The 20644-nt window shown below is 58.5% G+C and carries 18 protein-coding genes; 6 read left to right on the top strand and 12 right to left on the bottom strand.

All coding sequences use genetic code 11. From position 1 onward, the window contains the following. Both ABJD00_RS05285 and ABJD00_RS05280 read left to right on the top strand, forming a co-directional pair. Positions 1-618 carry a hypothetical protein gene (locus ABJD00_RS05285; RefSeq protein WP_413835551.1) on the top strand — a complete coding sequence of 206 codons (618 nt, stop codon included), beginning with the start codon at positions 1-3 and terminating at the stop codon, positions 616-618. Further along, positions 615-1538 carry a carbohydrate kinase family protein gene (locus ABJD00_RS05280; RefSeq protein WP_413835554.1) on the top strand — a complete coding sequence of 308 codons (924 nt, stop codon included), beginning with the start codon at positions 615-617 and terminating at the stop codon, positions 1536-1538. Before ABJD00_RS05285 ends, ABJD00_RS05280 begins: the two co-directional genes overlap by 4 nt. A 165-nt stretch (positions 1539-1703) precedes the next feature. On the opposite strand, the gene ABJD00_RS05275 is transcribed toward ABJD00_RS05280, so the two are convergent. From ABJD00_RS05275 to ABJD00_RS05240, 8 genes are read right to left on the bottom strand one after another with little or no spacing between them, the layout of a single operon-like run. Further along, positions 1704-2972: a glutamine synthetase gene (locus tag ABJD00_RS05275; RefSeq protein WP_413835556.1), complete on the bottom strand. Its 1269-nt coding sequence runs from the start codon at positions 2970-2972 to the stop codon at positions 1704-1706. Further along, a complete protein-coding gene (locus tag ABJD00_RS05270; protein ID WP_413835559.1) occupies positions 2969-4198 on the bottom strand; it encodes a cytochrome P450 in 1230 nt (409 codons plus the stop codon). The genes ABJD00_RS05275 and ABJD00_RS05270 overlap by 4 nt, the downstream gene beginning before the upstream one ends. Next, the gene (locus ABJD00_RS05265; RefSeq protein WP_413835561.1) at positions 4195-4908 is read right to left on the bottom strand and encodes a type 1 glutamine amidotransferase; all 714 of its coding nucleotides are present in this window, start codon (positions 4906-4908) and stop codon (positions 4195-4197) included. Before ABJD00_RS05265 ends, ABJD00_RS05270 begins: the two co-directional genes overlap by 4 nt. Positions 4909-4956: 48 nt before the next feature. Beyond that, positions 4957-5889: a tripartite tricarboxylate transporter substrate-binding protein gene (locus ABJD00_RS05260; RefSeq protein ID WP_413835564.1), complete on the bottom strand. Its 933-nt coding sequence runs from the start codon at positions 5887-5889 to the stop codon at positions 4957-4959. 32 nt (positions 5890-5921) lie between these two features. Continuing rightward, positions 5922-7412 (bottom strand): tripartite tricarboxylate transporter permease, encoded by a 1491-nt coding sequence (locus ABJD00_RS05255; RefSeq protein ID WP_108836505.1) that lies wholly within the window; start codon positions 7410-7412, stop codon positions 5922-5924. Position 7413: 1 nt separating this feature from the next. Beyond that, on the bottom strand, positions 7414-8100 hold the full coding sequence (locus tag ABJD00_RS05250) for a tripartite tricarboxylate transporter TctB family protein (RefSeq protein ID WP_413835567.1): 687 nt from the start codon (positions 8098-8100) through the stop codon (positions 7414-7416). A gap of 53 nt (positions 8101-8153) precedes the next feature. Then, complete coding sequence (locus tag ABJD00_RS05245) at positions 8154-9509, bottom strand: aminotransferase class III-fold pyridoxal phosphate-dependent enzyme (RefSeq protein WP_413835569.1); 1356 nt, start codon at positions 9507-9509, stop codon at positions 8154-8156. Further along, complete coding sequence (locus tag ABJD00_RS05240; protein ID WP_413835571.1) at positions 9506-10306, bottom strand: IclR family transcriptional regulator; 801 nt, start codon at positions 10304-10306, stop codon at positions 9506-9508. The genes ABJD00_RS05245 and ABJD00_RS05240 overlap by 4 nt, the downstream gene beginning before the upstream one ends. Before the next feature lie 89 nt (positions 10307-10395). Here ABJD00_RS05240 and hpaE point away from each other — a divergent pair, with 89 nt between their 5' ends. Both hpaE and ABJD00_RS05230 read left to right on the top strand, forming a co-directional pair. Beyond that, entirely contained in the window at positions 10396-11907 is a 1512-nt protein-coding gene (gene hpaE / locus ABJD00_RS05235; protein ID WP_413835573.1) for a 5-carboxymethyl-2-hydroxymuconate semialdehyde dehydrogenase, read from the top strand. 157 nt (positions 11908-12064) lie between these two features. Further along, positions 12065-13462, top strand: a complete 1398-nt coding sequence (locus ABJD00_RS05230; protein ID WP_413835575.1) for a pyridoxal phosphate-dependent decarboxylase family protein — start codon at positions 12065-12067, stop codon at positions 13460-13462. A 13-nt stretch (positions 13463-13475) separates the two neighbouring features. Here ABJD00_RS05230 and ABJD00_RS05225 read toward each other — a convergent pair whose 3' ends face one another. The 4 genes from ABJD00_RS05225 to xylF all read right to left on the bottom strand — a co-directional run bounded on the left by ABJD00_RS05225 (position 13476) and on the right by xylF (position 17530). Continuing rightward, positions 13476-14393 (bottom strand): glucokinase, encoded by a 918-nt coding sequence (locus ABJD00_RS05225; protein WP_413835580.1) that lies wholly within the window; start codon positions 14391-14393, stop codon positions 13476-13478. Beyond that, on the bottom strand, positions 14386-15141 hold the full coding sequence (locus ABJD00_RS05220) for an ATP-binding cassette domain-containing protein (protein ID WP_108836512.1): 756 nt from the start codon (positions 15139-15141) through the stop codon (positions 14386-14388). The genes ABJD00_RS05225 and ABJD00_RS05220 overlap by 8 nt, the downstream gene beginning before the upstream one ends. Continuing rightward, a complete protein-coding gene (locus tag ABJD00_RS05215) occupies positions 15141-16406 on the bottom strand; it encodes a sugar ABC transporter permease (protein WP_108836513.1) in 1266 nt (421 codons plus the stop codon). The genes ABJD00_RS05220 and ABJD00_RS05215 overlap by 1 nt, the downstream gene beginning before the upstream one ends. 95 nt (positions 16407-16501) lie before the next feature. Then, positions 16502-17530: a D-xylose ABC transporter substrate-binding protein gene (gene xylF, locus ABJD00_RS05210; RefSeq protein WP_413835584.1), complete on the bottom strand. Its 1029-nt coding sequence runs from the start codon at positions 17528-17530 to the stop codon at positions 16502-16504. Between the two features lie 179 nt (positions 17531-17709). Between xylF and ABJD00_RS05205 the strand changes: the two genes are divergently transcribed. Beyond that, positions 17710-18912 carry an ROK family protein gene (locus ABJD00_RS05205; RefSeq protein WP_413835586.1) on the top strand — a complete coding sequence of 401 codons (1203 nt, stop codon included), beginning with the start codon at positions 17710-17712 and terminating at the stop codon, positions 18910-18912. Beyond that, positions 18905-20404, top strand: a complete 1500-nt coding sequence (locus ABJD00_RS05200; RefSeq protein WP_413835587.1) for a CRTAC1 family protein — start codon at positions 18905-18907, stop codon at positions 20402-20404. The genes ABJD00_RS05205 and ABJD00_RS05200 overlap by 8 nt, the downstream gene beginning before the upstream one ends. Positions 20405-20644: the final 240 nt, after the last annotated feature.

Here is a 20644-nt window from a genome sequence, read left to right as displayed (position 1 = left end):
ATGACGCTCGACGAGGTTTGCGCACAGGTTCTTGCGCGCGCGCCCTCCCCAAATCGGCGCCTCATCGCTGTCGTCGGTCCGCCCGCAAGTGGCAAAAGCACAGTGGCACACGCGCTGTCCTTGCGCCTAACAGCACAAGGCGAAGAGAGTGCAGTCGTGCCTATGGACGGCTTTCACCTCGACGACCGCCTTTTACAAGCAGACGGGACACAAAATCGCAAAGGGGCACCCAACACTTTCGACGCATATGGGTTCGTCCGGATGATCAAGGCCCTGCAGTCCCCTGAGCCGGTTATCTACCCGATTTTTGACCGCAGCCGCGAAATTGCGATCGCTGGTGCGGGTCGGGTTCCGGCCACGTGCAAAACCGTTGTCGTGGAAGGCAACTACCTTCTGTTGCAGCAGCCTCCATGGACCCAGCTGCACGACCTTTGGACCCTATCCATTGCGTTGAACCCTCCGATGGATCTGTTGATCAAACGGCTAAAAGCCCGCTGGGTCGAACATAGCAAACCAGATGCGCAAGCATGGATTGACACCAACGACGTACCGAATATCACGACGGTAATGACCAAGTCGGCCCCGGCTGACATTATCTGGACGGAGACATCCACATGATCCTCTGCTGCGGCGAAGCCTTAATCGACATGATCCCGAACGAGGCCGGGGCCTATGTGCCCCATGTGGGCGGCGCAGTTCTGAACACGGCCGTGGCGCTGGGGCGTTTGGGCGTCACAACGGGGCTGATCACTGGCCTGTCGTCGGACCCGTTCGGCGCAATGATCGCCGAACATATGTCGGCCAGCCACGTCTCGACCGCCTACGCAGTGCGCAGTGCGCGCAACACGACGCTGGCCTTTGTGCATCTGGACGAGGGGCAGGCCACTTACACATTCTATGACGAAGACACCGCGACCCGCGAGATTCAGCCTGACGATATCGATCCCGTGCCTTCCGACATCAAGGCAATGTTCTTTGGCGGCATCAGCCTGTGCAACCCGCCTGTGGCGGACAGCCTGCTGACCCTTGCGCTGGCCCAACCTGAGCGTCGGCTGGTAATGGCAGACCCCAACATCCGCCCCAGCTTTGTCTCTGATCACGAAGGGTATCGCGCGCGCCTGAACGCTCTGATCGCGCGCGCTGACATCATCAAACTGTCCGATGACGATCTGAACTGGGTGATCCCGGGTGAGGCGTCACTGGAAGAAAAGGCCAAAGAGATCCTGACCCGCGGTCCCAAGATGTTCCTGCTGACCGAAGGGGGCGACGGAGCCACCGCCTATCTGCAAAGCGGACGGCACCTGCACGTTCCCGCACAAAAGGCGACCGTCGTGGATACGGTTGGCGCAGGCGATACGTTCAACGCCGGATGCCTGGCCGCTCTGCGCAGTGAGGGCGCGCTACACCCTGGCGCGCTCGCCGATCTGCCAGAGTCCACCCTGCACCATATGCTGACAGTCGCCGCGCGCGCAGCTGCGATCACCGTGTCGCGTGCGGGCGCAAATCCGCCTTGGACGATGGAATTGAGCGAAGACTGAGGCGAACTGTTGCCTGTAGTGCCGATACCACGTGCGATCCGTTAACCTGACGTCTTTGGTGCATGTCCGGTGCACAGGTTGTGCACTGCTTGTGCACGGGTGTGCCCCCCAAATGGAGCCGTAAACCATTCTGAATACCGGCTTAATCTGGCCAAACCCGCGGTATCAGACAAAAGGTAAATAGTAGTCCCGCACCTCGTCCACCGATTTATCTTGTAACCGCTTCCATTCGTCCTGTTTCAGGAAGATGAGGGCATCACAAATCTCCTCACCCACGGCCATCCGCAAAGGCTTGTCTGCATCAAGCGCGTCCAGAGCGCGATCCAGCGCCGAGGGCACATGTCGCGTCGCCCGTACGTTTTCCAACCCATCCAGATCCTCGGCCTCAGGGACAGCATAGCTGTTCTCGATCCCCAGCAAAGCGGCCCGCAAAACAGCGGTCACAGCAAGGTATGGATTGGTCGCGCAATCGGCCATGCGATGCTCAAGTCGGGCCGATTTGGGCGACGTCACGCAGGACCGCACGGTCACAAGGCGGTGGTCATCCGCCCAGTTTGCCCAATACCCGGCCATCGACGCAGGCCCCAGCCGGTCATAGCTGTTCACAGTTGTCGCAAGCAGCCCGGCAAGCCCCTCGTGATGATGGATCATACCTGCGATGCAGCCCTTGGCCACGTCGGACAGCGCCCCATCCGGCGCGATCACATTGGCCCCGCTTTCGTCCGAGAAGCTGAAGTTGATGTGCATGCCCGACCCGCCCCGATCCGGGATCGGCTTGGGCAGGAAGGTCAGCAAAAGACCCAGACCGGCAGCCACTTCACGCGCCATGGTTTTGAACAGGAAGGCAGCGTCGCAAGCGGCAACTGCATCGTCGAACTGCAACGTCAATTCGAACTGACCGTTGTCATATTCCCCGTTCATTGAATCGATACACAGGCCCGCCTCTGCGGCGGTGCTCCACAGGGCATTCATCAACCCGGCCGGATCGTTCTGTGGGCCTGTGCCATAGACAAATGCGCCTGGCGTGTCATAGGGCCCCCACACGCCGTCGGCATCTTGCTGAAAGACGTAAGCCTCTAACTCCAAACCGATTTTTGGAGACAGCCCGCGCGCTTGCCACGCTGCCACAGCCGCCTGCAAACGTCCGCGCCCGCACAGGCCAAAGGGGGCGTCATGGGTTTGCAGCGTGCCCAGCGCGATCTCGGTATCGGCTTGCCAACCCGAATGACGTGCGCCGTCCAGCGCCAATTCCATATCCGGGAGGCCGTCAAAAACCCCTGCCCCCGGCACCGGGATCAAATCCCGGTCAAATGTGGTGCCAAAAACACCCCGGGCAAAGCCAACCTTGCCCCCTGCCGCCACGTCCGAAGGGATGTATTTGCCACGCGGCAGGTTCAAAAGATCACAAAACAGAACACGGGTGCGATGGGTCATGGGCGTCCCTTCAATGTTGGGCGCAAGGTCAGCGATTTGACCCCACAGATGAAATTCGAACGGGTCCAGGTGGGGGCGGCAGTGGCCTCCAGCCCGGTGATGCGGCCTGCCAACTCTTGCAGGACAACTTTCAGTTCCAGCTTGGCCAGCCACATGCCCAGACAAACGTGCGGACCGCCCTGACCAAAGGCCATATGGCGGTTCGGGCTGCGGTCCAGATGGGCCGTGTGAGGATCTTTGAACATGGCCTCGTCCCGATTGCCGGATACAAACCACATCAGCACCTTGTCGCCTTCCTTGATGGTTTCTCCGTGCATCTTAACGTCCCGCGTTGCTGTGCGGCGAAAGTGCAGGGTGGGCGAGGCAAGGCGGATGAATTCATCCGCGCAGCTTTCCCAAACCGCACCCGTTTGGAGTTGAGGCAGCAGCCCCTTGTTCTGTGTCAGCAGCCACAGCGCCATCGCGATGGAATAGCGTGTCGTGTCATTGCCCGCCGCGACCAGAAGACAAAAGAAATTCTTGAAATCCTGCCCTTGCACCGCCCCTCCTTCGGCACGCAGCACGCGGGCCAGAATGCCCTCATCGTCGACACTGCGCGCGCCATTAAGGATCTCTTCAGCGTAATCGTATAACTCTACGCCCGCCGGAGAGCGGAAGGGCATCATCGCGTAGGCATCCGTATTAACCTTGTCGATCACAGTTTCGGTGAAATCCGGGTCCGTATTGCCGATCAGTGCGTCACCCCGTTCGACCAGCCAATCAAGGTCAACGTCCGGCACCCCAAGGATGCGGCCCAGCATCAACATCGGCAGGCGCTTTGCGATCAGGTCGATTCCATCGAATTCGCTGTGTTGCAGGGCCTGATCTACGATGTCGCTGGCAAGCTCTCGGATTACCGGTTCAAACCCCGCCATCACTGGCTTTGCAAATGCCGGATTGACCACGCGCCTAGTGGTCGAATGCTCAGGCGGATCGGTTTCCTGAAAAGTGCGACGGGCCATGTATTCGGCATAACTCTGGTCTTCGATCCGAATGCCTTGGGCGCTGGAAAAGGTGGTTGGTTCCTTTTGCGCAGCCATGATGTCAGTGTATCGGGTCAGCGACCAAAAGCCCTTGTCAGCCCCATGATCCGGCGTCCAATGCACCGGTGCCTCACTGCGCATCTGCTCAAAGGTGTCGTGGGGCACCCCGTCGACAAAGCTGTCGTGGTCGGCCAGATTTTTCATGGAGTACCTCCGAAAAAGCGGGTGGCCCATTGTCCAAAGACCGGGCCATCGTTGCGCTTGTCCAACGTGGCCTCTGTCTCGACGATCTCAGTCGGTGACAAGATCGGGCGGGTGTAGTCCAACACGCAGCGCATGAACGGGTCGGTGAATTCCGGATGCGTTTGGGTGGTGAAGATGTGGCTGCCCTTGGTGAATCCTGCGACAGCGCATTTGGCTGAATGCGCATAAGGAACCGTGCCTTCAGGCAGTTGGGTCACCGCATCATGATGAAACTGATAAAGGTTCAGCATGGACTCATCCGGGGTCATCCATGGCAGCAATTGCGTGATATCGACCTGATCGATCCCGATGTTCCAGTCCTGACGCGTCACTTGACCACCAAGGGCAACAGCGATGGCCTGATGACCAAAACAGGCCCCCAGAAGTGGCTTTTGCGCCGTATCACAGGCGCGGATAAAGTCATAAAGGGCAGGCAGAAACGCCAGATCGTCTAGCACGCTTAGCGGCGAACCGGTGATCAGAAACGCATCCTGTTCATCCACACTCGCGGGCACTTCGTCGCCAATGGTCATGTAGACGCGATAATTAAAACGTTGATCTTGCGCATCAAAAAGATCGCGAAAGCGATGTGCATCATCCGGGAACGCATCGCCAACCTCGACCGAACGGTCGTGGTTCACCTGCAAGATGCCAAGTTTCAGACGGGTCATGTCTTTCCTTTTGTCAAAAAGGGCGACGCTACGCGCCGCCCCCTTGTTTTAACGGCCCAAGATCTCGTTGATCTCTGCCGATTTGGTGCGGTCTGCGGTGATCCGCGCCTCGGCTTCGGCCTGACCCTGCCAGTAAACGGCGGCCCCGGTTTCAGCCATCAGCGTCTGCGCGGCCTCGGACGCCATCGTCTTGGCGGCGACTGCGGCGATGGTGTCGATCACCTCTTGGGGCGTACCCTTGGTCACGAACAACCCGTTCCACAACTCGACGTCATTGACGCCGGATTGCGCAGCAATCGTTTCGACCCCGTCCAGTTTGGCGATTGGGTTTTCGCCAATGTTTGCCAGCACGTTGATCTCACCCAGACAGGGTTCGATCAGCGCAAGCGTGGTGTTGATCACATCCGCATCGCCCGAAGACAGCGTGTTGCAATCCAGAAGGTCAAAGGCACTGTCGTCGGCAAATTCAAAATCCATCTTGACGGCTGCTGCCATGGAAACCGCTGTCGGCGTCAGACCAGCGCCAAAGTGGCCCAGCACGACGTCATTGTCCTGCGCGTATTCCGCCAGTTCCGCCATGTTGGAATAGGGCGCATCGCCGGATGCGGCCAACACAAACGGGTAGGTCAGAAAGATGCCGACGGGGACAAAGCTGTCTTCTTCAATGCCGATGTCGATCTTGGGACCAACAATCGGAACACCGATCACAAAGGACCCGATGACCGATCCGTCATTGGGCGCCTCAAGCACTTCAAGCGCGCCGGGGAACGGGCCATCGCCGCCACCGGGGCGGTTCACAACCGATGCAGGTTGCCCTGTCGCTTCGGCCATATCGGCGGCAATCATGCGCGTCAGGATGTCTTCAAAATCACCGGGAGGCCACGGCACGATGAACTGTACGGGGCCGGTTGGGTACTCTGCCAGCGCGGGACTGGCCAAGGTTGCGACCGCAAAGGCCGCCGTAGTCAAAAGCTTTTTCATTTTCACTCTCCCTGAGTTTGTTTTGCTTTTGGTTAATGTTCGAACCTTCGGGTGCGAAGGCTGGTGAAGATCGTGACACCAATCACGATCAGGATGACGACAAAAAGAGTGCCCGACACAGGCCGGTTCACCAGATCAACCACGGTTTTGATCTGCCCCGATCCGGCTGTCAGTTTTTCGATCATGATTGATCCCAAAACGAGCCCAAGAACGATAGGCACCAGCGGCCAGTCCAGACGGCGCAGAATGAAGCCAAGGAAACCAAACCCGGCGGCAAACATGCAATCGGTGAACGAATTGCGGATCGAAAAGACCCCGACAAAGGCGAGGATCAGGATAAATGCACCCAGCAGGCGGTTGGGAATATAGATGATCCGCGCGATATGGCGGGTCGAGATCAACAGCGTGATGACGACAAGCACGTTGATGATCAGCAGCGCAAAGAACAGCGAGAACAAGAAGTCGGGGTTGTTGTCAAAGATGTCCGGACCCGGTTTGATACCTGCATCAAAGAAGACGACCATCATCATTGCTGTGAGCGCCTCGCCCGGAACACCAAGCGCGAGCAATGGCACCATAGCCGCCGCAGGCACAGCGTTGTTAGAGGCCTCCGATGCGATCAGACCATCCGGCGCACCGCGCCCGAACTTGCCCGGATCGCGCGACATGGCCCGTGCGGTTGAGTAGCTGAAGAACTGCGCGACAAACTCTCCCACGCCGGGAATGATCCCCATTATGGTGCCATAGCCGGCGCTGATCAGGGCCACCGGTTTGAACCGGTTCAACTCACCAAACCCGCGCAGCAACCCACCCTTCAGGCGCGCGTGGGGCGGGTCTGTGTCCTTGCCCGTTAGCAGGAACAGCGCTTGGGAAATCGCAAAGATGCCCACGATGACGACGATCAAGTTGAACCCCGGATAGAGGTATTCGATGTCAAATGTATAGCGGTCGATCTGGCGCGTGGTCTGCCGCCCGATGATCGCAATGAGAAAGCCAAGGCCAAAGAGCAGCGCCGCGATGCCCATGGTCTTGCGGTGCGCAGCCACCAACAGAACAGCGCCGAGAGCCGCGGCCATAAAGATGTCGCGTTGCCCAAACAGCGCCCCAAGATCACGCAAGTATGGGCCAAACAGCATCAGCGCGGACAGACCCAGAATGATCGAAAAGCAGCCCCCGAAAAACGATGCCGCATAGGCGAGCGATAAGGCTCGCGCGGCCTCTCCTCGTCGGGTCATGGCGTATCCGTCATAGGTGGTCAGCGCATTGACCGGCGTGCCGGGCGTATTGATCAGGATCGCGGGGATTGCACCGCCATACATGGATGAGCCGTAAACGCCGAGAAGCAGCACTAGGCTGACCAGATCGTCGAGGAAGACGGTCGCAGGCAGCAGGATCGCAATGGCAATCGCGGGGCCAATCCCGGGCACAGCACCGATGGCCAGCCCCCCGACCGACCCGATCAGGATCGCCGCCAAAACGGGCCAGCTGGCAAGATTGTCGATACCTGCCCACAGTGCCTCCATCTCAGAACCAGACCTGCATGAAGGTTTCCAACCCTTGAGGCAGTTGGTCATAAAGCCAGATGTTCACAGGCGTGCGGATTTGCAGGCCCGAGCGGAACACGAGCACGATGGCAAAGCTGGCCGCAAAGCAAATGCCGAACCATCGCAGACCGCGATACCCCAGCCGCCATGGCAGGGCCGTCCCCAAGATCAGTGTGGCCACCAAGTAGCCCAGCACCGGCACCAGCAATGTGTAAGCCACGAACCAGGCGACAAATTCCAACGCGCGCAGCCATTGCAGCAATTCATGCCCAACAGCAGTGGGTTGTTTGAATCGCGCACGCCACGCGTGGGCACGCCACGCCCATTGCAGGTTCCAGAGGGCGGCGGGCACAAGGATGCACACACACACCAGTGGCGCAAACCACCCCTGTTTGATGATACGGCCCAGACGCGACAACCGCCCTTCAGGGGCCGTCACCCCGAACTGATCCATCCAATAGCGGGCCATATTGGCGGGCAGCTTGCGATCCTCCCAGCCTGTTTGGGTAAAGAAAAAAGCGAAGAAAAACAGCGCAACACAGACCATGAAGATCGAAAACACCAAGTCTCCGCGCGTGCGGCGAAAATCGTTCACATCCTCGACATTGATCCTCCGCGCCGGTGGGCAGGCGCTGACAAAGGAACGCGTGGCGACTCCTGTCCGCATCGGGGCGTCCCGCACCGCACTCTTAAGTGCCTTGGCGGACGCCCTGCTTTTCATCAGGCGCTGACCGCTTTCAGGCCTGTCTCAACAGCAGATAGGATTTTGTCCACGTGATCTGCCTCCAGTATCAAGGGCGGAGACATGATCGCGTTGTTGGCCGAAACCCTTATCATCACGCCGTCCTCATAAGCCGCTTTCTGAAAGTCGAGGGGCACCGATTTGCCCACCGGCGCTTTGGTGGCCCGGTCACTGACAAGCTCGATGGCGCACATCAGCCCCTCACCGCGCACATCGCCAATCACGTCATAGCGGGTGGCAAACTCTTCTAATCCCGCCTTGAGTTTTGGACCCAAGAGCGCCGCGTTTTCCCAAGGTCGGATGCGCATGGTTTCTGTCATGCACGCCACGGCTGCGGCAGCACCAACGGGATGCCCGGAATAAGTATAGCCCATGTCGACTGACGCCATCCCCGTTTCGTCGTCCTCAAATACGGAAACCACCCGCTCAGAGATCATCACGGCTCCAAACGGGAAATAGCCATTGGTGATGGCCTTGGCGGTGCACATCAGATCGGGCTGTACCCCCCAATGACGTGACCCCGTGGCCGATCCGGCGCGTCCGAACCCAGTGATCACCTCATCCGCGATCAGCAGGACCCCATGTTTGTCGCAAATGTCGCGCACCATTGGCATGAACGACGGATGCGGCGGCAGCACGCCACCTGCGCCCAAAACCGGCTCCATAATGAAGGCGGCCACGGTGTTGGCCCCCTGAAACGCAATCTCGCGCTCCAGCATCGCGGCAGACAGCTTGGCCAGTTCTTCGTCGGTCTCGGCCCCAAACGGGTTGCGATAAAGGTAGGGGCCCGGAATGTGGTAGCAGCCCGGCAAAAGCGGTTCATAGCTATTGCGGAACTTGGAATTTCCGTTGATCGAAGCGCCGCCAAAGTGCGTACCGTGATACCCTTTTTCGAGGCTGATATACTTGGTCCGCGTGCCCTCGCCCCGGATGCGGTGATATTGTCGCGCGAATTTCAGCGCCACTTCGATGCTGTCAGACCCACCAGATGTGAAAAAACTGCGCGTCATTCCGTCTGGCGCAAAAAGGTCGGCCAGCAAATATCCCAGCTCGATCGCCTTATCGTTCGTGGTGCCTCGGAAGAGCGAATAGTAAGGCAGTGCCTCAAGCTGTTCTGAGATGGCTGCCTTGATCGGGTCGCATGAGTAGCCAAGGTTGACGTTCCACAGCCCACCGACAGCGTCGATGGTACGGTGACCGTCCACATCGGTGATATACACGCCCTCACCTTCAGTGAGTATTGTTGGTGGATTGGCGACACTGTCTGCTGGGTGGGCCATAGGTTGCCAGACTTGGCGGGCATTGTTTTCCTTTAGGAAATTGCTGTCTTTCATGACGCGGCCCTTTCACGGCTCGGTGTCCAGATGGATTGAACGTCGGGCGGCACGGCACCACCCATAGCTTCGGTAATGTCGCGCCCATGGGCCATCAGCAAGCGGGCGAGGTGATCCTCGGCAGCAGCCCCGCCACGACTTGTTGGATAGGCGATGGAACAGGTGGCTGTCGCCCGGGCCGCCGCATCAAACACCGGGATGGCGACCGACGACACGCCAAGGCGCAATGCATCGCGGTTGCGCGCATAGCCGCGTTTCGCGATGGACTCGAGTTCTGTGAGCAACGTACCCTTGTCGGGGGCATCTGATCCCGGCAGCCAGGTGCGCGGGTCTGCCAGGGCGAGGTCCAGCACACCGCCAGGTGAAAAGGCGAGATAGGCCTTGCCCGAGGACGTCGCAAACAACGGCGGCAGACCATAGGCGTCAAAGCTGACACGCACCGGATGATCGTGCTGTTCAGCGTGATAGACATCAACCAGATCAAAGCCTTGCAAGCGGCTGACATGGACCAACTCACCTGCCGTTCGGCTGAGCTTGTCGATGACTGTGCGCACCATTTCGACCTCTGGGACGGTGCGGGCTCGCATCCCCGCCAACCGGGTCAAAGCAGGGCCAAGACGGTAAGCGCGTGTCGAAGGGTCCTGTTCCAAGTACCCAGCCTCTTCCAGTGCACTGAGGTGTCTGTGCACGGTGGCCTTGTCTCGCCCTGTCAGGCGTTGCGCATCTGACAGGCCCATTTGCGGCTGCGAATCCGAGAACAGGTCCAAGAGTTGAAGCGCTTTAGAAATCGTCGACATTTGCAAAGCTTGACGCACCTCGCTTCAGCTTGCAATATATTTTTGCGTCCACTGGTTCATTATATGAACCTCGTTTGAGTTTTAGGCATATGACCAAGCTACACCACAACCTTGCCGCTCTGGCTCCGCATCTGGCGGAGGTTGGACGCCGTGGCATCCTCAACCACATTGGAGGCAAACCCATTCCAGCAGCAAGCGGGGTGTGGTTCGACAAGACGTCGCCGGTTGATGACAGTCATATTGCGCAAGTCGCGCGCAGTGGTGCAGCCGATGTTGATAATGCTGCCCAAGCTGCCAAAGCAGCCTTTCCGGCATGGCGTGATATGGGCGCAACTGAGCGTAAGGCGATCCTGCACGCCATTGCCGACGGGATCGAGGCGCGAGCCGAGGAAATTGCATTATGCGAGTGCTGGGATACAGGCCAGGCGCTGCGGTTCATGTCCAAAGCAGCCCTGCGCGGCGCGGACAATTTCCGCTTTTTCGCTGACCGCGCACCTAGTGCTCGCGATGGGCAATCCCTGCCCTCGCCCACGTTGATGAACATTACGACCCGCGTACCACTGGGGCCTGTAGGCGTCATTACGCCATGGAACACCCCCTTTATGCTGTCGACGTGGAAAATCGCACCTGCACTAGCAGCAGGTTGCACAGTGGTTCACAAACCGGCCGAGTTCAGCCCGTGGACCGCCCGCATCCTGATGGACATTGCCGAAAAGGCAGGTCTGCCCCCCGGTGTCTGGAACCTGATAAACGGGCTGGGCGAAGAGGCAGGAAAGGCCCTCACCCAACATCCTGCGATCCGGGCCATTGCATTTGTCGGCGAGTCCGCCACCGGGTCAGAGATTATGGCGCAAGGTGCGGCGACTTTGAAGCGGGTGCATTTTGAGCTGGGCGGCAAGAACCCCATCATCGTGTTTGACGACGCCGATCTGGAAGCCGCACTGGATGCCGTGATTTTCATGATCTACTCGCTCAATGGTGAACGGTGCACATCGTCTTCACGCCTGTTGGTTCAAGACACCATCGCGGATGAATTCGAACGCAAATTGGCGACCCGCGCCAAGGCCATAAAGGTCGGGCACCCGCTGGACCCGGCGACAGAAGTCGGCCCGCTGATCCACGAGGCGCACCGCGCCAAAGTTATGGCCAGTTTTGATACCGGGCGCGCCGAAGGGGCCAAGATTGCCGCAGGCGGTGTGCGCATCGGCGACACCGGCCAGTTTGTGGCCCCTACCCTGTTCACGGGTGCCACAAATGAGATGGCAATCGCCCAGAATGAGATTTTTGGCCCTGTCCTGACATCCATCCGTTTTGCAACCGAAGACGACGCGCTGAAGATCGCGAATGATACGCCCTACGGGCTGGCAGGCTATGTCTGGACTTCGGATATTGCGCGCGCCATGCGCTTTACCGAAGAGCTTGAGGCCGGGATGATCTGGGTGAATTCAGCCAATGTTCGCCACTTGCCCACCCCCTTTGGCGGCATGAAAGCCAGCGGGATTGGACGAGATGGCGGGGATTGGTCATTCGAGTTCTACATGGAACAAAAACATATCGGCATCGCAACCGGGGACCCGAAAATCCCACGACTGGGGGTGTGACAATGCCAGTTCGGCCAAACGCCATCCCCGATCACCTGCAGGCCATTTCCCAATGCCCCAGTAACTGTGGCACTCTATCATCGCCAGAGGACACCTCTGCCTGACAAATATCTGCGTAAGGCGCACTGTGGTGCGCCGCCCGCCAGAAAGGACGCCCATGAGCTGGAATGATTTCGCCAAACACGCCAAAGACGCCGCAGACTGGGGCGCCGCCTATCATACAACCTTGCGCGACCGGCCCGTGCGCGCCCAGACTGCTCCGGGAGACACTGCGCGCCAACTGGACGACACCCCGCCAGAAGACGGATGCGATCTTGGCGCGATCATGGCGGATTTTGAGAAGGTCGTGATGCCCGGCATCACCCATTGGCAGCACCCCCGTTTCTTTGCCTATTTCAGCTCCAATGCCGCGCCCGCCTCGGTGCTTGCCGAATTCCTCGCATCGATCATCGCGCCACAATGCATGCTGTGGCAGACCTCACCGGCAGCGACCGAGATGGAAACGCGCATGATGGAGTGGCTGTGCCATGGACTTGGCCTGCCGGACATCTATCAGGGCGTTATTCAGGACAGCGCGTCTTCAGCCACACTTGCCGCTGTGCTGACCATGCGCGAGCGGGCGTTGAATTTCCGTGGCAACATCGAAGGGCTGCACGGCGCGCCCCAGCTGCGCATCTATTGTTCGGATCAGGTACATTCCTCAATCGACCGCGCCATCTGGGTGGCGGGCATCGGTTCGGACAATCTGGTCAAGATCCGCACCACGGGCGATTTGCGCAGCATGGATCCGCTGGACCTTGAGACAGCTATCGCCGAGGACAAAGCGGCGGGTAGGATTCCCGCCGGTATCATTGCAGCGATCGGGGCCACTGGCATGGGCGCCTGCGATGATCTGGAGGCAGTTGCCGCCATCGCCAAGGAGCACGACATCTACACACATCTGGATGCCGCTTGGGCGGGATCAGCCATGATCTGCCCTGAATTTCGAACCCTCTGGGCAGGGGCTGATCAGTTCGACAGCATCGTCTTTAATCCCCACAAGTGGTTGGGTGCACAGTTTGACTGTGCTGCCCATTTCCTGCGTGATCCGGACCTGTTGCGACAGACACTCGCCATTCGCCCAGAGTACTTGAAAACCCACGGGACCGAGGACGTCACTGACTATTCTGAATGGTCGATCCCGCTGGGTCGCCGCTTCCGTGCTTTGAAACTTTGGTTTCTGATGCGCCATTACGGAATGGAAGGTCTGCGTACCCGTATCCGAAATCACGTAAAGTGGTCCCAAGCCCTGTGCGAGCGGCTGCGCAGCCAAAGTGAATTTGAGATCGTAACCGAACCAATCCTGTCGCTTTGGACCTTCAAGGTGCGGGACGCTTCAGATGACCAGACACAGGCACTTGTAGATGCGATCAACGATGACGGCCGTATCTACCTCACCCAAACGCTTGTGGACGGGCAAAAGGTGATCCGGTTCACCGCTGGTCAGTTTGATTGCGAGGAACGGGATTTCGACACGGCCTTTGACACGATCACAGAACTCGCAGGTGCGACTTAATATCTATATCGCGTTAAGTTGTTCCTACAGTCAGAAAGCGTGCGCACCCGTGCAACGCTGACGCATCATCGTTCAGAAGATAGGTCGGAATGCGCGCCATCCGCCCATCAAAAGCTTGTTCACCTTGCAAAGGCTCCAAAGCGAGTGCCCGGGTTTCTTGGCCAAGCAATGTGCGGGCCAGACTGCCATTGAAGTAAATACCGCCCTCCGGGAGATAGATGTAGGCAATCTCACGCACCAAAGCGCCAAGCGCACGGGCAGCGACCGCCAGCGTTTCGCACCCGCCTTCAGCCGCTTCGACATGTTCGGGATCACAACTGTGCCCGGTGCGCGCCTTATGCAGCTTGGCAAGCCCTCTGCCGGCCAGCAAATGCTCGACCGTGTCAAAAACATCGGCATCGCCAACAGCCTCAGCCACGATCGCCTCAACCGAATGGGGCAACCGTGCGTGTCCCATCTCGGCAGAAAAGACGATTCCAGAGGGACGATGGGTCAGCGCGACGTTAAAGCCGGTGCCAAGTCCAACAACGAGCGCCTGCGGTTCTTCAGGCGTCGGCTTGCCACCCAAATGGGTCAACGAGGAGTCGGGCAACACACAGATCGCATGCCCCAGCGCCTCAAGGTCGTTGAGCAGATGCACACGTGGCAGGTACAACTCGCTTTCCAGGCCCGCTGCGTCAAAGTGCCAGTTCCGGTTTGTTAGCCGCCCCTCGCCTTTGCCCACAGGTCCGGCGATGGCAATTGCCGCTGATTCCAACAACGGCTGATCCGCGACGTAGCCACGAGCGAGGTCGGCAAAGCTTGAAAAATCATCGTTTCGAAAACGGCGTACCGTTTCGGCACGCACGCCACCCGCGTCTGCCAATGCGAGACGGCAGTTGGTGCCTCCCACATCGGCGACAAGGTGCGGCATGGCTGACCCTTCACGCATCCACCGTCTCTCCGGGCTTTTTGCCCATGATGATCATGGACAAGACATCGTCTTCGGTCACATCTTCAACCCGTTCGGTGCCGATCAACTGACCGTTCTTCATCACAGAAACACGGTCACAAAGCTCCATCATTTCACGCGTGTCGTGGCTGATCAGGAAGATGCCGAGGCCCTGGGCTTTCAGCTCTTTGATCAGGTCCGCAACCATGGCCGTCTCATGCACCCCGAGCGCCGCCGTGGGTTCGTCCATGATGAGGATCCGGGCATTGAAATAGACCGCGCGCGCGATGGCCACCGACTGGCGTTGACCACCCGACAGCGATCGCACCGGCTCAGAGAACCGTTGAAAGTTGGGGTTGAGCCGCGCCATGATCTTGCGGCTTTCGGCCTCCATCTTGGTGTCATCCACCAACCCGAACGCAGTCGTGATTTCACGCCCCAGAAACAGGTTCGAAGCTGCATCCAGATTGTCGGACAACGCGAGCGTCTGATAGATCGTCTCGATGTTCAGATCGCGCGCATCGCGGGGATTGTTGATTTCAACCTTTTTGCCATCCACATAAATTTCGCCGCTGTCTTTGGCGTAGGCGCCGGCAAGGATTTTGATCAGTGTGGATTTTCCCGCACCGTTGTGACCCAGAAGGCCCACAACTTCGCCCGGCATCACGTCGATGGACACGTCGTCCACGGCCTTGATCCCACCAAAGTGGATGGAGATATTGCGCATTTCAAGAAGTGGGGTGCTCATTAGCTGTCTCCCGTTCTGCGACGATAAAGAATGTCAATCCAGACGGCGAGAATGAGAACGCCCCCCACGATCATGTTCTGCAACGGCGAATCCACGCCCACCATACCCATGCCAGAGACAAGGGCCTGCATGATAAAGGCGCCAAGGATTGCGCCGTAAATCGTACCGACACCCCCTGCAAGGGCCGTGCCACCGATCACAGCGGCCGCGATCACCCGTAATTCGTCCAACTCACCCAGCGAACTGCCGGCCGAACCCAAACGAGCCGAGGCAATCACACCGGCAATAGCCGTCAGCGCACCCATCAAGGCAAACACTTTGACCGTCAGCAAGCGCGTATTGATACCAGACAACTCTGCCGCATCCGGGTTGCCACCCATTGCAAAGATGTAGCGACCAAAGCGGGTCTTCTTAGCTACGATGGTCATCGTTATGGCAACGAACAGCACGATCAGAACCGAAATCGGGAAACCGTAGGCTTCTGTGTAACCCTCGGGCATTTCCAGCCCTTCGCGCTCAAAGCGGCGTTGCAGAATGCGCGTAGGCACCAGATAGGCGTTCATAATTGCGGTGATCCCGCAAATTGCGCCGACGAGGATCGCGCCCAACGCATATTCCGCCCAGACGGGTTTAACCGCAAAACCATGGCCAATGTGCTTGCGCCGCGTGTTGATCAGGAACCAGACAGTGAGGGCGGAACCGACCAGCGCCAGTATCCAACTCGCTGTGACCCCAATAGTACCGGTTGCGCCTCCGAGCATTACAAAGTTCGGATCAAGCGGAGAAATTGTCGTACCGCGCGATACCCACCAAGCGCCACCGCGCCAGATTAGCAGACCGCCCAATGTGACGATAAAGGACGGGATCGCAAGATAACCGATCAACCAGCCTTGAAAGCCACCAATCGCGGCCCCCATCAGGATACCGATGGTTACGGTAATTATCCAGATCGCAGGGCTGCCAAAGCCTACGATGTCAGGCAGGATTTGCACCTGAATGACGCCCATCACCATACCAATGATGCCCAGCAACGAGCCGATCGACAGATCGATGTTGCGGGTGACGATGACAAACACCATGCCCGTCGCCATCACGGCAACCGACGCGGTCTGCAACGTCAGTGTAAATAGGTTGCGCGGTGTCAGGAACGTCCCGCCCGTCGCAATGTGAAAGACCAACGCGATCAGCACAAAGGCACCAACCATGCCCAAAAGCCGCGTATCGATCTGTAGTGTTTTGATTAGATTCCCAAGTCCGCCAGACATGAGCGCCCCTCCCCGTCACACCTGGCATCAGGTGCGGTGATTAAAAAAGCCCCACCCGCGCACGGCGGATGGAGCTATTGGTCGTTCAGATCAGCTTACTCGCAGACTGCCAGACCCGTGACGCCCTGACAAAGAACGTCTTTGGGGATCCACTTGGCATCAACAACGATATTCAGGTTGTCCTGAGTGATCGGCTGAGGTGCCAGCAGCAACGAGTTGACTGTGACGTCACCGGATTTGAACGGACGCTGGCCTTTGATTTCATCCATCGAAGTTCCGCTCGCCAGAGCTACGGCAATTCGGCCGGCGTTGATGCCCAGGTCACGGCTGTCCTTCCAGACAGACACAGTTTGGGTGCCGAGTGCGACGCGGTTCAGAGCGGCATGGTCACCGTCCTGGCCGGACACAGGAATACCGTCCATACCTTGAGCGGCAAGTGCTGCGACAACGCCGCCCGCCATGCCGTCGTTGGAAACGATCACGGCATCAACTTCGTTGTTGGTCTGTGTCAGGATCTGTTCCATGTTGCGCTGCGCGTTCGCAGGCTGCCAACCATCGGTGTATGTTTCACCCACGATGGTGATATCACCGGCCTTGATGGCGCCCGCGATAATTTCTTGCTGGCCGCCACGCAGGAAGTCAGAGTTAGGATCCGTTGGCGAACCCTTAATCATAACGTAGTTGCCAGATGGCTTCGCTTTGAACACTTCGCGCGCCTGCATGCGACCCACTTCAACGTTGTCGAATGTGAGGTAGAAGGCACGAGGGTCTGCGATGAGGCGGTCATAACCGATAACCGGAATACCCGCAGCTTCGGCTGCATCAAGGGCTGGGCCAATAGCGCTGCCGTCTTGGGCTAGAATGATCAAGGCGTCGACGCCTTGTGTGATCAGGCTTTCAACATCAGCAAGCTGTTTTGTCGCCGAAGACTGTGCATCCGCAGACAGATATTTCGCGCCTTCCGCTTCAAGTGCGGCCAGCATTGCAGCTTCGTCTGTTTTCCAGCGCTCTTCCTGAAAGTCGGACCAGCTGACACCAACCGTTACGGAGTGTCCGTCGGCGAATGCAGGCGTGGTGAGCATCGTGGCAGCCGCGAGGGCGCCAAGTAGATTACGTCGTTTCATTAAGTGTCCTCCCAAAGACATTAACCGCCCATCATGCGTTTGCGTGGCCGGTGGTGCATTGTTAGCGGTTTAAATTCGAAAAGCAAATTAAATTGGACAGTCTCGTAAAAACCAGCCATCATCTCATCCGAGGGGCCTGTGGTTTTTCCATGGGTGGGAGGAAAAAAGGGCGTGTTTTCATGGTCTTCCGGTACCAAAAAGTGGAGAGCAGGCGGCTGCTGCTGCGCGAGATTTCCCAGCGCGGCCCGCTGCCACGCATCGATCTGGCACACCGAACGGGAATCAGTCGGGCCACTGTAACCTCCATAACGGCCGAACTTTTGCGCGGCGGATTGATCGAAGAAGTCCCACGTGATTCGAGCGGGGATGAGGCCACGCGCGGACGGCCACGGATTGACCTGAAGATTTCGGGAGCGGCCCATTTGATCGCCGGATTGAAAGTGTCCGACACAACGATATCGATGGTTTTGATGGATTTTGAGGGCGCAGATGTCGCCCAGCATGAGCACGAGATTTTGACGACGCGCTACACGCCCGATGCACTGGCGCAAGAAGTGCATCACGGGCTGACCCGTTTGGCAAAAAAGGCAGGCTATACTCTTTCAGACATTTCCGGCGTGGGTGTGGGCCTTACCGGCATTGTGGATGCGGGCAATGGGTTGGTCTATTGGTCTCCTTCCCTCGATCGGCGCAACGTGCCCTTTGCCAAGGTCCTGCGCGAGCGACTTGGCATCGCGGCCTATGTGGACAACGACGCAAACCTTGTGGCCATGGCCGAACTGACCTTTGGCATCGGCAAAGATCACTCCGATTTTATCGTCATCACCATCGAAAGCGGTGTCGGCATGGGCATGGTTTTGGGCGGGCAGCTTTATCGGGGCACGCGCGGGTGCGGGGCGGAATTTGGACATACCAAAGTGCATTTGGATGGCGCGCTGTGTCGATGCGGACAGCGCGGATGCCTTGAGGCTTACGTGGCGGACTATGCGCTGGTCCGCGAGGCAAACAGTGTCGGCAATGTTGCGCAGATGGCTCAGACCTCCAAGGCCGTTACGGCAGTGTTGACCGCTGCCAAGGAAGGCGATCCCGTGGCTCGCACCGTGCTGGAACGCGCAAGCAAGATGTTTGCGCTTGGTCTGGCCAACCTCGTCAACATTTTTGACCCGGAACGCGTTATCCTTGCCGGAGAGCAAATTCAGTTCGACGACATCTATGCTGGCAACGTTATCGAGGAGATGCGCAAGAGCATCGTGGACGTGGACAAACCCCCGCCCGAGGTCGTGGTGCACCAATGGGACGCCTTTATGTGGGCGCGGGGTGGTGCAGCCTATGCCCTTGAATTTGTTCAGGATACCGCTGTCGAGGCGTTGCAGGATGTATAGGCTGTTGCTGGTTGCGGCAGTTCTGATGGGTCAACCTTTGGCAGCCGAAAGCCCGCTATTTGAACCCGTCGAAATACCCGAGCATATCTATGATGGCGGGTGGGAGCATTTTGTCGGTGGAGGCCTTGCTGTGTTTGACTGCAACGGTGACACCCGGCCCGACCTTGTAGCGGCAGGTGGGAGCAACAGCCCCATGTTGCTGCGCAATGTGTCGTCAGCCGCCGGTCTGGTGCAGCTTGAAGAGGCCACGCCCAAGGCGCTCGATCTGACCGGAACTGTGGGCGCCTATCCAATCGATATGGACAATGACGGTCTGCTTGATCTGGTTCTGCTGCGGGTAGGGCCTGACGTCGTTCTGAAGGGAACGGGGAATTGTGACTTCGAACCCATGTTCTTTGAGACTGGGGATCATTGGTCAACCGCCTTTTCGGCCACTTGGGAAGAGGGGAGATCTAAGCCCACCCTTGCCTTCGGGCACTATGTGGACCGTTCGAACCCGGATGGGCCGTTCGAAGCCTGTGATGTGAACCACCTCTGGCGGCCTGTAGGCACGGGCTACACTCGCCATGACCTTGTCCCCGGCTACTGCGCGCTGTCGGTCCTCTTTACGGACTGGGACCGTACCGGGCGTGCCGACCTACGGGTGTCCAACGACCGCCATTACTACGTGCGCGACGGCGAGGAACAGCTTTGGGCTATGGAAGATACGCCCCGATTATTTACTGAAGATGAAGGCTGGGCGCGCCACATGCTTTGGGGCATGGGCATTGCCACCCGCGATCTGGATCGGGATGGACGGGATGAGGTGTTTCTGAGCTCAATGGGCGATCAACGCCTGATGCGCAGAACCGGGGACGGGCCTGCCTTTGCTGATGTGCCTTTCGCAACGGGCACCGCCGCGCAGCGCCCCTATATTGGTGATGATGGCCGCCCATCGACCGGGTGGCATATCTCGTTTGGCGATGTGAACAACGACGGGCGCGATGATGTATTTATCGCCAAGGGCAATGTGCAGCAGATGCCCGGAAATGCGATGGAGGACCCCAATAACCTGTTGATGTCGCAAGATGACGGTAGCTTTTCTGAAGCGGGAGATGTGGCTGGTGTCGCCTCGGTGCATCGCGGACGCGGGGCTGCACTGGTGGATTTGAACGCTGACGGGTTGCTGGATCTGGTAGTGGTCAATCGCCGCGCCCCGCTCGAGGTCTGGAAGAACGTAAGCACGGGCACAGGCCACTGGTTGAGCGTTGAACTGCGTCGGACCGGAGTAAACACGCAAGGTGTCGGGGCGTGGATTGAGGTGGATGACGGCGCGTCGGTGCAGGCCCGTGAAATCACGGTCGGTGGCGGGCATGCCGGTGGCGTGGCAGGGCCGCAGCACTTTGGGCTGGGCGATGTTGAGACGGTGCGCCTGCGCGTGCGCTGGCCCCACGCAGACTGGTCGGACTGGCGCGACGTGGGCGTCGATCAGGTGGTGATTGTTAACGAATAGTCGATCTGGATCCCGGCGCCGCGTTAACCACTATTTTATAGAGGTTACCGGCGTGAAACGGGGATGCACGGGGCCTACGCAGACTGTGCACACCCTGTGCACCGTTCATATACCGATTGCTAAATATGAACGCGGCGTACGGCGCCTTTGCATGATCCTGCGGACGCCTTGAGGCGATATCATCTTTTGGGGGCTTTGCCCCGTCCTTCGGACTCCCCAGGATTTTTTTCAATCAGAGAA

Source organism: Tateyamaria sp. (assembly GCF_039945315.1).
Classification (GTDB): Bacteria; Pseudomonadota; Alphaproteobacteria; order Rhodobacterales; family Rhodobacteraceae; genus Tateyamaria.
This window is presented reverse-complemented; position numbering and strand designations above follow the sequence as displayed.